The sequence below is a fragment of the Porphyromonas macacae DSM 20710 = JCM 13914 genome, from assembly GCF_000379945.1.
Lineage (GTDB): Bacteria > Bacteroidota > Bacteroidia > Bacteroidales > Porphyromonadaceae > Porphyromonas > Porphyromonas macacae.
Genome location: NZ_KB904124.1, coordinates 549058 through 561528 on the forward strand (window position 1 = coordinate 549058; position 12471 = coordinate 561528).

The 12471-nt window shown below is 38.9% G+C and carries 8 protein-coding genes; 7 read left to right on the top strand and 1 reads right to left on the bottom strand.

Annotated elements, in window-relative coordinates; genetic code table 11:
* The first annotated feature begins 6 nt into the window (after positions 1 to 6).
* The 3 genes from scpA to A3GI_RS0102595 all read left to right on the top strand — a co-directional run bounded on the left by scpA (position 7) and on the right by A3GI_RS0102595 (position 4758).
* Positions 7 to 2154: a methylmalonyl-CoA mutase gene (scpA, locus tag A3GI_RS0102585; protein WP_018359914.1), complete on the top strand. Its 2148-nt coding sequence runs from the start codon at positions 7 to 9 to the stop codon at positions 2152 to 2154.
* A 440-nt stretch (positions 2155 to 2594) separates the two neighbouring features.
* A complete protein-coding gene (locus A3GI_RS0102590; RefSeq protein WP_018359915.1) occupies positions 2595 to 3191 on the top strand; it encodes a DUF3575 domain-containing protein in 597 nt (198 codons plus the stop codon).
* A gap of 115 nt (positions 3192 to 3306) precedes the next feature.
* The gene (locus A3GI_RS0102595) at positions 3307 to 4758 is read left to right on the top strand and encodes a DUF3868 domain-containing protein (RefSeq protein WP_018359916.1); all 1452 of its coding nucleotides are present in this window, start codon (positions 3307 to 3309) and stop codon (positions 4756 to 4758) included.
* On the opposite strand, the gene A3GI_RS11955 is transcribed toward A3GI_RS0102595, so the two are convergent.
* Positions 4747 to 4935, bottom strand: coding sequence for an IS3 family transposase (locus tag A3GI_RS11955; RefSeq protein ID WP_018359917.1), 189 nt, complete (start codon positions 4933 to 4935; stop codon positions 4747 to 4749). The two genes, A3GI_RS0102595 and A3GI_RS11955, sit on opposite strands and share 12 nt — an antisense overlap.
* Before the next feature lie 716 nt (positions 4936 to 5651).
* On the opposite strand from A3GI_RS11955, the gene A3GI_RS0102615 reads away from it, so the two are divergent.
* The 4 genes from A3GI_RS0102615 (at position 5652) to fimD (ending at position 12469) form a co-directional block, all read left to right on the top strand.
* Positions 5652 to 7361, top strand: coding sequence for an Mfa1 family fimbria major subunit (locus tag A3GI_RS0102615; protein WP_018359919.1), 1710 nt, complete (start codon positions 5652 to 5654; stop codon positions 7359 to 7361).
* A gap of 81 nt (positions 7362 to 7442) precedes the next feature.
* A complete protein-coding gene (locus A3GI_RS0102620) occupies positions 7443 to 8408 on the top strand; it encodes a FimB/Mfa2 family fimbrial subunit (protein ID WP_018359920.1) in 966 nt (321 codons plus the stop codon).
* Between the two features lie 125 nt (positions 8409 to 8533).
* A complete protein-coding gene (locus A3GI_RS0102625; RefSeq protein WP_081612783.1) occupies positions 8534 to 10093 on the top strand; it encodes a FimB/Mfa2 family fimbrial subunit in 1560 nt (519 codons plus the stop codon).
* Positions 10094 to 10117: 24 nt separating this feature from the next.
* Positions 10118 to 12469 carry a fimbrial tip adhesin FimD gene (gene fimD, locus A3GI_RS0102630; protein ID WP_147277727.1) on the top strand — a complete coding sequence of 784 codons (2352 nt, stop codon included), beginning with the start codon at positions 10118 to 10120 and terminating at the stop codon, positions 12467 to 12469.
* The last annotated feature ends 2 nt before the right edge of the window (positions 12470 to 12471 follow it).

The window sequence follows — 12471 nt, forward strand, 5'->3', positions numbered from 1 at the left end:
ATTAAAATGAGACCTAATTATAAAGATATAGATATCAAGTCCGCCGGCTTTGCCGATGTAGATGCGAGTCAATGGGCAAAAGAAAAACAAGTCGTTGCAAGCTGGAACACTCCGGAGCAGATCAAGGTTAAACCCGTTTATACGGAAGCAGACCTTGAGGGTATGGAGCACTTGGATTATGTGTCCGGTCTGCCTCCTTTCCTTCGTGGTCCGTATAGCGGTATGTACGCTATCAGACCATGGACCATCCGTCAGTATGCCGGTTTCTCTACGGCCGAAGAGTCTAATGCTTTCTACCGTAGAAACCTGGCTTCCGGCCAGAAGGGGCTTTCCGTAGCTTTCGACCTGGCTACTCACCGGGGTTATGATGCCGATCACCCCCGTGTAGTGGGTGACGTCGGAAAGGCCGGCGTATCGATCTGTTCGTTGGAAGACATGAAAATTCTTTTCGATGGCATTCCTTTGAATAAGATGTCTGTTTCCATGACTATGAATGGAGCTGTTTTACCCATTATGGCATTCTATATCAATGCCGGTTTGGAGCAGGGAGCTAAATTGGAAGAAATGGCAGGTACTATTCAGAACGATATTTTGAAAGAATTCATGGTGCGTAACACCTATATTTATCCGCCCGAATTCTCTATGCGTATTATCGCCGATATCTTCGAGTATACCTCTCAGAATATGCCTAAGTTCAACTCGATTTCCATCTCCGGCTATCACATGCAGGAGGCGGGTGCTACAGCCGATATCGAGATGGCTTATACGCTGTCCGACGGTTTGCAGTATCTGCGTGCCGGTATTGCTGCCGGTATCCCTGTGGATAAATTTGCTCCGCGTCTTTCTTTCTTCTGGGCCATCGGTGTGAATCACTTTATGGAGATTGCCAAGATGCGTGCTGCACGTATGCTTTGGGCCAAGATCGTATCGAGTTTTAATCCCGAAAATCAAAAATCTTTGGCTTTGCGTACGCACAGCCAGACATCCGGTTGGTCATTGACTGAGCAAGACCCGTTCAACAACGTCGGCCGTACCTGTATCGAAGCTATGGCCGCTGCTCTCGGACACACACAGTCTTTGCACACGAATGCTCTCGATGAGGCTATCGCATTGCCTACCGACTTCTCCGCACGTATTGCCCGTAATACGCAGATCTATATTCAGGAAGAAACCATGATTTGTAAGGAAATCGACCCATGGGGCGGTTCTTATTATGTGGAATCTTTGACCAAGGAACTCGTGGATAAGGCATGGCACCTGATTCAGGAAGTAGAGAAAGTGGGTGGTATGGCTAAGGCTATTGAAACCGGTTTGCCCAAAATGAGAATCGAAGAGGCTGCAGCAAGAACTCAGGCCCGTATCGACTCTAACCAGCAGGTGATCATCGGGGTTAACAAGTATCGTTTGGAAAAAGAAGATCCCATCGATATTCTTGAAATCGACAATACCTCTGTGCGTAATCAGCAGATCGAACGTCTGAGAGAGCTGCGCAAAGACCGTGATGAAGAAGCCGTACAGAAAGCATTGGCCGCTATTACAGAGTGTGTAAAAACAAAAAAAGGCAACTTGCTTGATCTGGCAGTTAAGGCCGCATCCTTGCGTGCCAGTCTGGGTGAAATCTCAGATGCCTGCGAAAGTGTGGTAGGCCGTTATAATGCAGTAATCAGAACAATTTCAGGTGTGTATTCAGCAGAATCAGGACAAGACAAAGATTTCCTTCGTGCCAAAGAACTGGCAGAGGAATTTGCGAAGAAAGAGGGTCGTCAACCCCGTATCATGATTGCCAAGATGGGACAGGATGGTCACGACCGTGGAGCCAAGGTGGTTGCTACAGGTTATGCAGACTGCGGCTTTGACGTGGATATGGGACCGCTTTTCCAAACTCCCGAAGAGTCTGCCCGTCAGGCTGTCGAGAATGACGTACATGTAATGGGTGTCAGTTCGTTGGCTGCCGGCCACAAAACTTTGATTCCTCAGGTAATCGAAGAGTTGAAGAAACTTGGCCGTCCCGATATTCTGGTTACCGCCGGAGGCGTAATTCCTGCGCAGGACTATGATTTCCTCTATGAAGCGGGCGTGGCCGCTATTTTCGGCCCCGGTACGCCGGTTGCTTATTCGGCATGTAAAGTTCTTGAAATCCTGTTGGATAAATAAGAATCTAGAGATTGTGATCTAATGGCGGGAGGGTGTCGTTTTTCGATACTCTCCCGCTTTTTTATACAGCATTGTGCTGGGGTTTAGCACAACCATATATTAGAAATATGAACGGTTTTATCATCAATGTTATATTCGGAATCATTGTTGGCTTTCTCTTGGCCAAGAGTCCATCAAGATTGTTAAAAAATGTGACCTCTCTGCTTTTGATAGCTATATAATCGCTATGCTTTGTATTTAAGAATCTGTAAATTCGCAATATTTGTAAAATGTCTCCTTATTTTTCATAAAATTTCTTATCTTTGTCAATAAATTTATACAAGATCTATGTTGATGCTATATAGATGAGAGCAAACGAATATAAGAAGTCGCAAGCCGGACTCTGTTAAATATAGGATATACGAGAGTAAACGATAATGTTTTAGATATTTTATAAGTCGATGAAAAAAATTCTGATTATACTGGCAATTTTGCTACCGACGACAGTTTTTTCTCAGCGTTTGGCTTTGAAAAACAACTTGGCCTATGATGCCATATTAACCCCGAATATTTCGTTGGAAATGTCTCTTGGAAGAAAATGGACATTAGACACTCAAATTGGAGCCAATTTTTTCTTTTATACAAAAGATCCAGGTAGCTCTAATTACAAAAGCACCAAATGGAGCCATTGGCTTGTGCAACCTGAGTTGCGTTATTGGACTTGTGACGTTTTTAACGGTTGGTTCTTCGGATTGCACGCCCATGGAGGACAAATGAATGTAGGAGGTATAGACATCCCATTTATTTTGGATCATAAGAAAAGCGAAATGGAAAATCACCGGTATGAAGGATATTTCTATGGCGGTGGTATCAGTATTGGTTATCAGTGGGTCGTATCGGATCGATTCAATATAGAAGCCTCTATCGGTGGCGGTTATGCACGTATCCATTATGACAAGTATAAATGTACGACTTGTGGAGAAAAGCTAAATGATGGCAAAGCAAATTATTTGGGACCAACAAAAGCTACATTGTCATTGATATACTTCCTTAAATAATCTCACTTAGCTGCAATATCGGTTATGATTCATATATAAGTCTTCATATAGGGCCGATGAGAGCTTTCGATCAGAAAAATAGAGTTTCAAAACAGAATAATAAAAACTCAATATAATGAAAGTTACAATTTACAAGTCAATAGCATTTGCTGTGGTTTTAGCTATTAGTGTCTTTGCCGGACAAGCTCAGGAGCTACAGAACCAATATCAAGATATTAGAATGGAGCGTAGTGCTGATGGAAAGATGTTTAGTGTGCATATGTCCATAAAGCCCTCCAAAATGATTCGTTCTCAAGAAATAATGTATGTTTTCCCTTCTTTGGTGTCTAAAGACAGTGTTTACCGTACGGAATTGAAGCCTATAGCAATAGCGGGGAATAAGCGTTTTCGCGTATTGAAACGCCATAAAAGGCTTGGGAATGAATCGTCTCTGAATCGACTTCCTCAAGTAGAGCCTGTCAAAGTCTCTGATATACATAAAACCGGTGATATTATAATTAGTCAACATATACCTTTTGAACGTTGGATGGCACAGAGTCATCTAAAAGTCCGTGAAGAAATTTTTGGTTGTGCCAATTGTCGAAAAGTTGAACTGTCTTCGACAGTTGATAAGGCAAACATTCCTTTGTTTTCTTCTCAAGATTATAAATACAGCTATATAGAGCCGGCTGCAGTTGCTGTCAAGCGTTATGAAGAATCTTTTGAAAGTAAAGTGAATTTTGTTGTTGCCAGATATGATTTGCAAACCAACTTTGAAAATAATGCTCATGAACTTAGTCGTTTAGATAACTTTGTCATTGAGGCATTAAAGATGAAAGGGACCACATTGGATCAGGTTTTTGTGACGGGCTATGCTTCACCTGAGGGAGACTTTAATTCAAATCGTATACTCTCTGAGCGTCGTGCAAATACCTTGGCTGTATATGTCAAGAGTAAACACCCTGGCGTAAAGAAGGCTCCCGCTTTTCGCGTGAACAGTGAGGGGGAAGATTGGGCTGGTTTACGCAAAGCTGTTGTTGAATCTGATATAGACTATGCATCCGAGGTTGTAGCCATCATAGATAAATATAAAACAGATAAAGAGCGTGAAGCCGACATAAAAAAACTTGATAATGGTCGTGTTTATATTCAATTGCTGAAAGATTTCTACCCTCCTTTACGCCGTACAACTTTCCGGATGGGTTATGCTGTGCGACCCTATACAATCGAAGAAATCCCTGAGATCTTCGATACAAAACCAGGGTTGTTAAGTCAGAATGAAATGTATCGTTTGGCAAAATTTAACCTTAGTAAAGGTAAAGATGTACTAGGTGTATATGAAGCTGCTTATAAACAATTTCCGTCGGATGTGATCGCCGCATTGAATTATGCCAATGCTTTGTTGCAATACAAACAAGATGCAGCCAAAGCTTTGAATGTGCTTCAACCTCACATGGCAGACGTGCGTGCTCTATTGCCGATGGCAATCGCTTATCACATGCAGGGAGATGAAATCCAAGCAGAGAAGATTCTGAAAACTGCTGCTGAAAAAGGAGATAAAGACGCAAAAAGAATTCTAAAAATGTAAAATAGTAGATATCGGAATTTTATTTGGGTGGAGATAACGGAAAAACTGAACTGCACCTAAAAAAGTTGACAGTAAATTATTGAAAAGAACTCGGTATTGCACCGAGTTCTTTACTTTTAATCTCGATTTAATTCTGTCGTCGTTATAATACACGATATAATCCTCTAATCCTTTCATAAAGGAGCTTTTTGAGATTCAAATCTTTCAGCACAAAGCAGTTGGGATTTCATAACCCCAAAGAAGTCTTTCACCATTGTATTCTCTAGCTTCTTCTCCTTTTGGGACATACTTTGTATGATTTTATGTTCTGCAGTCGATCTGAACCTTCTCATGAATCTTGTTTTAATTTGTTTTTCAATTGTGTTTCAGAAGAAATAATTTCCATAAATATAAGACCTATTTATAAGTTCTATTTGTATTAAAAACTTAATATGTAATATGCTTGAAAGTACCTTTTTGAAATTTACGGTTTTGGGGTATTAGTGTTTTTTTGTTCGATATTTTACATAATGTTTTTATCAATTTAGTTGCATTTATTTACTTTTGGATCGAGAAAATTCAGGAAAAATGTTTTCTCTTTGTTTTTTTGTAATCAAATTATGTTAATCTTGTTGTTTGTATAAAAAAATGTATTACCTTTGTTTAAGTATTTTACAATTTTAGGTGTTTATTAGTAAGATTTGGGGCTTTTGCTGTTTTATTATTATAAAGAGAGCGTTTTAATTCTAAGTGAACTTAGAGATCTGTTGTTAAAATCTTTTAAATCGGTTATTGAACTCAACAAACAAATAGAATTTCTCTTGTAATTCTTATAAGATCTGATTTGTGGGAGAACGTAAATGAAGCAATAAATTCTATAGAGAATATAGTCAAGAACTTAAATTATTATTGAAATGAAAATTATTAACAAATTCTTTTTACTCGGTGTAGGTGTGCTGCTTACTCTCGGGTTGGTTTCTTGTAACAATGAAAAGGAACCGAACGCTTCTCAAGAAAAGGAGGCAAAAACTTATATGGCCCTTTCGCTTAATATGCCCATGGGAAGTTTTCGCGCAGAGGATGGACAGGACAAGAATGAGCCTGATTTTAACTATGTGGGTAAATGGGCAGGAAAAGATGTTATTGAAAAGGTAGCCATATATATGGTTCCAACAGATCAATCCCTTGCAGTAGAGAAAACAGGGAATTTGACTTATGCAGATTATTATAATGATCCTACTCCTGCTCCTGGAGGACAAGGTAAGGTCGTGCTTACACCTAAGAAAGGGATAAAGGTGACTAATCTCGTGGATAAAGAAGTTCAAGTGTATGTATTGCTTAATGCTCCAGATAAAGCAATACAATTGCTGGAGAATGTTTCAGCTTCAGATTTTGCAGCTAAATATAAACAAGTATTAGAACTTTTAACGAAAGATGAGGCTTTAGGTACGGCCAATATAACTTTCGATAAAACAGCAGCTGGAAAGATTGCAAAGAAAAATGGTCAAAAAGATGAAACTATCATGATGACCTGCTTGAAACCTTCTGATAAAATTAAATTGGAGAAATATGTTGCAGAACAAGATGCCTTAAGTGGAGTGAAAAATCAGGCGAAAGTTGAGGTTGAAAGGGCTGTTGCTCGGGTTATGGTTTCTATTAGTGCGGAAAACTATGAGATTAAAGATAAAAAGACCCAAGAAAAAATTGGCACATTGAGTGAAATTCGTTATGTGGTGGCTCAGGGAGAGCGTCAAGTTTTTATAAGTAAAAATGAGGGTAATAACTCTAACACATGGAAAACACCTGGGAGCATGTTTGTTCCTGATGCTTCCACTTTTCATTCTAAACCTTCTAATGAATATTATGATTATACCGGTTTGTGGGAAGAATATAACGGGGATAAGAAAAAAATTAGTGGAACAAAGTTGGCTACAATTGATCAATATCAAAAAAAATTAGGAACCGTTACTGGAGAATTAGAAAAGAGTTTGGCCGGTAAATTTTTGTTGCCAAATACTCATAAGTTTGGAGCAAAAGGCGTTAGCGAATATAAGAAGGGTAATACAGCTTATATTTTGATTCGTGCTAAATTTACACCTGAAGTAACGATTTTTGCAGACCATGGAAAAACTTATTCTCAATCAAATGGTGGAGGAAAAGTGCCCAATTATAAACCAGGTGATGATTTTTATGTGGGAACCAATGGTAAGTTCTATGTTGATATGAAATCTGTACGTGACCCTGAAGCCGGAGGTGTTTTAGGAATGAATGCTAATAGATATGTGCATGGTAAAGTTCTCTATTTTGCCTGGTTGAATCCGGATAAAGCGAATGATAAAGAGTGGTTGAACTCTCCTGTTGTTCGTAACAATATATATCATGTGCATATCAGCGGATTTAAATCTATCGGTGTAAACTGGAATCCGCTTGTACCTGATAAAGATCCTAACAATCCCGAAAATCCGAATAATCCGGACCCAAATCCCAATAAACCGGGTGATGACCCCAAAGACAATCCTATTAAGCCGGAAGATCCGCTGTCTAATGATGACACTTATATGTCTGTGCAGGTTACGGTATTACCGTGGTTAGTACACTCATATTCAATAGAACTTGGCTTCTAAATAAAAATTATTATATCAAACAGAGAGGGTGAGTGTTTACCTTCATGCTCTCTGTTTGATTTCATTCTTAAAATCACAACAATGAATGTGAAAAAGAAAATACTCGTATTATTGTTTACATTGGGCGCTTTATTGTGGGGATGCGATTCCTTGGTTTATGATGATTTGAAAGATTGTCCCCAAGGGGTTTATGTGAAGTTTTATACCAAGACGCCTTGTGCATCCGATCCTGCATTCATTGGAGACGTATCTCATTTGCATCTGTTTGCTTTTGACGATAAAGGTGTATTGGTTTCTGCCACATCGCACAAAAAGGTTTCCCTGACAAGCGATTATGAGGTGCTTGTTCCGGTAAAAAACGGATATTTTACAATTATTGGTTGGGCCGGGATTGATCAGCATTTTACAATGCCTGCATTTAAAGAAGGTGTAACCACCAAAAAAGATGTGGTTCTGAAAATGAATACCGTAAACAAAAAGGCCGGATCTTTAGGAGCATACAAACTGTGGCATGGAGAGAGTCCCGTCGTATTGCTGCGAGATCCGGAGAAATACGGTTCCGAATATGGCCGCACTTCGATAAATATGCAAGAGGTGACAAACCGCATTAATGTGGAGGTTGAGCTTCATGAATCGATACGTAAAAATGTCGATCCGAAAAATTTTTCCATTGAAATAAAATCTGCAAACGGAACGCTCAACATAGACCGGAGTATGCCGCTGAAGGGAGATGTGTTGACTTATCCGGGCATTGTCAGTTATACTGAGAATAGCGTTAAATCGCTGTATTCTCTTTTGGATTTGAAAACAGGGTATAACAGTACGATTACTATTAAAGATATAAAGAAGAATAAAGTTGTTTGGGAGGGAGATCTTATCGGAAGCATCCTCTTGAAGAATCCTAATGTCAATCTGAATTGCCAGCATGATTTTGATGTGAAATTTGTCATTAAGGACAAATGTCTTGATTGTGCTACTTATGTGTGTTGGTCTATTCTGGTTAACAACTGGATTATTCACAGCTATGAAACGGAATTGGGTTTGTGATTTCTACATAAGCCGAATTTCTATCTCTTGTGTTTCACATAGGAGTTTAACGGTTTTTATTACACGATATTGACAGAGTTAAAAATCGGTCAAGGTGTAATGGGTAATATACTCATGAATATATTATGATACTAATGAATTATAACTTTTTCGGCAAGCTTCTCAAATCTTTATTTGCCTTCTTTCTGATAGTATCTTTGTTTGCGTCGTGTAGTCGTGAGCAGGGAAAAGAGCCCGTGCCGGAGGAGCCTGCTGTGTTTATGACATTCCAAATAGGAGAGGGGGGTATGCGAGCTCAGCATGATCTGCCGGGAGATCCTTCTGTTAATCAGGATAATGAGGATTTTGAAGATCATGTGGAGCGATTGGCCGCATTGGTTTTTGATGCTGCCGGAAATAAAATTGCAGAGTATTTCGGTCATGAAACCCAATTTCGCTTAAAACTAAAACCGGGTAAACTCAATTTTTTCTTTTTAGCGAACTATTCTTCTGCTTTTAAAGCAGAATTAAAATCGAAAACGAAGCAAAGCGATGTGGAGGCTTTCATGCAAACTCTTCGAGTATATACCATGTATAAGAGTGGCGCCGGTGTTCGTTTCCCGATGGCGCGTATATATCTCAATCAAGATATTCCTAAAGGGGGTACCATGATGGATCCCATTCCTTTTATTCCCAGTTTGCCTTCTCCTAAACAACTTTCGCCGGTAAGTTTGTTTGGTAGTGATCATCCTGCAAAAAATAAAACCATTAATCTGGTTAGGGCTTGTGCAAAAGTTTCCATGACCTTGAAAGGAGAGGGTGTCAAGGATGTTAAGACTGTAAAGTATCATAATGCTGCAACTCAATTTTCTTTCATGCAACTGCCCGACAATTATTCAGTACCTACCGATAAAACATTAGATGTTGATTTGTCCGATTCCGGTACTGCAGCTAAGAGCGGGAAGGTATATATCCCGGAGCTTTTATTCAATTCCGGTAATAAACCTTCTTGGGATGGAACAAATGACCAACCGAAAAATGGAGCGAACTATATCGAAATTACCACTAAAAGTGGTAGAACATATAAGATCCCTGTAATAAATAATGGTGATGGCAAACCTGATTATATGAAGTTTGCAAAGAGTAAAGATGCAGATCATCGGATTATTCGTAATCAGCATTATAAGTATGATATAACATTGGCTGCCGATACGAAAGAAATCATTGTAAAAGTTGAGGTGATGCCATGGACTTTAGTACAGTCGCAGATGGATTACACCCCTCCTTTTTTTGACAAGATTTCTATTCGTTATCATTACAAAGAAGGTGAATATGCTTATATGAATAACGAAAAAACAACAGTTTTTTTATTTGGACAGCCCACCGCTATTTTACGAATAAGATTTAGAGAACCGAAAGGAGGGCTTTGGAATGCTTCTATTACGAACGGACTGGATTTTGAATTGATAGCTCCTTCACAAGGCGATTCAGAAGTAAAGGAGGGGGAAAAAGGAGCTACAGGTGGGATTGTCGATGCGAATACTGTTTATGTGGCCTATCTACGTCCTCGAAAACCATTTACCGGGATGCCTCGATTTACAGAAATTTTAATAACGGTCAATGGCAAAGAAATTCAGGTATGCCCCGGATATATCAATCAAGCCCCCGGACCTGGGAAGCGAATGCAGTTCAAACAGATTGAATAATATTTATTTAAAAGCTCTTTAATTGTGAAACGAAATATCCTACATATAATTATTTCCCTGACTGTGATTTTTCTGTTGTCCGTTTCATGTGCGGATGATAAAAAAATGGAGCCGGGAAATAATGTTCTTCCGGAGGGCGCTAAGGCCATTGTATTTAAGATGAGTATTGTCCACAATCAGTCTAAAACGAGACTTGGTCATACGCGTGCAGTGAAAACTGAAGAAGGAAATAAATATAATGCGGCTTTGAATGAAAATAAGATTGACCATGTCGATTTGTTTTTTTTCAGGCAAGACAATTCTTTACACTCCATATCGGAAAATGTAAAGTATGAAAATCAGAAGTTAACCGTGGTGGTATCCGGGAATAAAATTGCTTCGTATGAAGGACAAACATTGAAAGCGATTGCTGTGGTTAATCGAGAGATTTCGGTATCCATAAATGATGTGACCAACCTTGATCAACTTAAAGCAAAAGTACAGGAAACAGTCAATCTGAATCCGAACCCGGCTTCACCTCAACCCTATTTCCTTATGGACGGAGAAGTATCGACCGGGGTAATTCAATGGGGTAATAGTCAGACATATGATGTGTCCCAGACATTAAAGCTCTATCGTGCTGCATCGAAAATTCGTCTGCGTATTTCCGATGTAAATGTAACAAATAGAGAAGGTGGAGTTGATGTTCAGTATGAAATGGAGGGTATGCCATATTTCAAACTTGTTCATTATACAAGTAAAACCTCTCTGTTGAAAGGAAGTCCATATACTAAAGCTTTTCAGGATTGGGTTACCACGGATTACTCGGATGCTCGTTGGATCCGATTTAATGATTTATCTAACACTGAAGATCCTAAGCATCCCAATGAATTCCTGACTACTCAATATCCTTTTTATTCTTACGAAAATGATTGGAGTACAGAGGAGAAATACAATGACGAAACCTATTTAATGGTTAAGATAAATCTGAAGAAGAAAGGAACATCCTCTGCTAAACCGTATTATTACCGTGTGCCTGTAAATTATCGTTTTGAAACAGCACAGATGACTGAAGAGCAGAAGAAAGGATTAAGGAAACTTCAACGGAATTACTTGTATGATGTTTTGACTTCCATTCGTGTTTTGGGTAGCGAGGAAGAAGGTACGCCTGTCGATGTTCATGCAAACATTGCTGTAGAACCTTGGCGAGAATTTAATATAGATGGAGATATTAAAAATATCCACTTTTTGGTGGTTAAGGAATTGAATCCTTTGATGCCTAATATCTCGGAGCGTCAAGTTGAGTATGTTTCTGATCAGCCGATTAAAGTACGTATCCTGAAGACTAAATATGTATCTTATAATTTCGAGGGAGATGAAATTCCCCATGAGAAGATAAATAATAATGATACGAATGCTTTTGATGGAGTGACGGTGACTGTTGATGATTCTAATCCTCAAAAAACATTCTTGAACATCAAGCATCCTGTACCGGAAAATTTTGTACCGTATGAAATTTTTATCAAGGTAACTCAAGTATTACCTCCGGGGGAAACAAGTACTCCTTTATCTCAAGAGATTCATGTAGTTCAATATCCACCAAAATATGTAACCGGTCGCAAATCTGAAGGTTTCAAGATGGGTAGTAGTGAGTATGCCGATTTTCGTTATCATGATTATTTGGGATCCCTTGGAACGCATCCGGGTTCTGATGATCAAAAAACTCAAAAGAACAATGTTTTTTATACAATAACGACTGTTGTTAATGAAGGAGAGGAAAGAATCGGTGACCCGACAGATAGTGAAGGGAAAACTAAGAGAGATGCCATTTCTAATAAATTGATTTCACCTCAATTTATTATTGCTACACAACATGGAATGACTATTCCCATTCCTCAATATTCCGGAGGTACAGAATGGGATGGATGGAGTACTACTCGTTTTGGTAAAGGTTTCGGTCCTTTTTCTGATAAATTTCCTAAAGTAGATCCTTATTATAAACATAAAAAATTTGAGGAAAAACAAAAAACATATAAATCTTATACACATGCTGGAGATCGGTGTGATCATTATTTTGAAGGTGAATATGGTATGGATGGCTACTATACAGAGCATTATTTGAATAAAGATAAACATGAGGATTCTCGTAAGATATATAAAACATTTAAGTATAAAGGTCGTTGGCGTATACCGACTACTGCAGAGTTAGAATATATTGATAAAATACAAGATAATGAGAAGAGTGCTGTGAAGAGCTTACTTTGGGGGAAAAAGTATTGGTCAGCACAGGAGAAAAAAGCATATAACTTTTATGACAATTATGTGATTAATATGAAAGACAAAGACCGTGCTGCGGTACGTTGTGTCTTTGATATCTATAAATTTCCTGAAAAATAAAG

Excerpts from the sequence above, each read along its gene's own strand:
- scpA (WP_018359914.1), top strand. The coding sequence starts at position 7 with ATGAGACCTAATTATAAAGATATAGATATCAAGTCCGCCGGCTTTGCC.
- A3GI_RS0102590 (WP_018359915.1), top strand. The coding sequence starts at position 2,595 with ATGAAAAAAATTCTGATTATACTGGCAATTTTGCTACCGACGACAGTT.
- A3GI_RS0102595 (WP_018359916.1), top strand. The coding sequence starts at position 3,307 with ATGAAAGTTACAATTTACAAGTCAATAGCATTTGCTGTGGTTTTAGCT.
- A3GI_RS11955 (WP_018359917.1), bottom strand. The coding sequence starts at position 4,935 with ATGAAAGGATTAGAGGATTATATCGTGTATTATAACGACGACAGAATT.
- A3GI_RS0102615 (WP_018359919.1), top strand. The coding sequence starts at position 5,652 with ATGAAAATTATTAACAAATTCTTTTTACTCGGTGTAGGTGTGCTGCTT.
- A3GI_RS0102620 (WP_018359920.1), top strand. The coding sequence starts at position 7,443 with ATGAATGTGAAAAAGAAAATACTCGTATTATTGTTTACATTGGGCGCT.
- A3GI_RS0102625 (WP_081612783.1), top strand. The coding sequence starts at position 8,534 with ATGATACTAATGAATTATAACTTTTTCGGCAAGCTTCTCAAATCTTTA.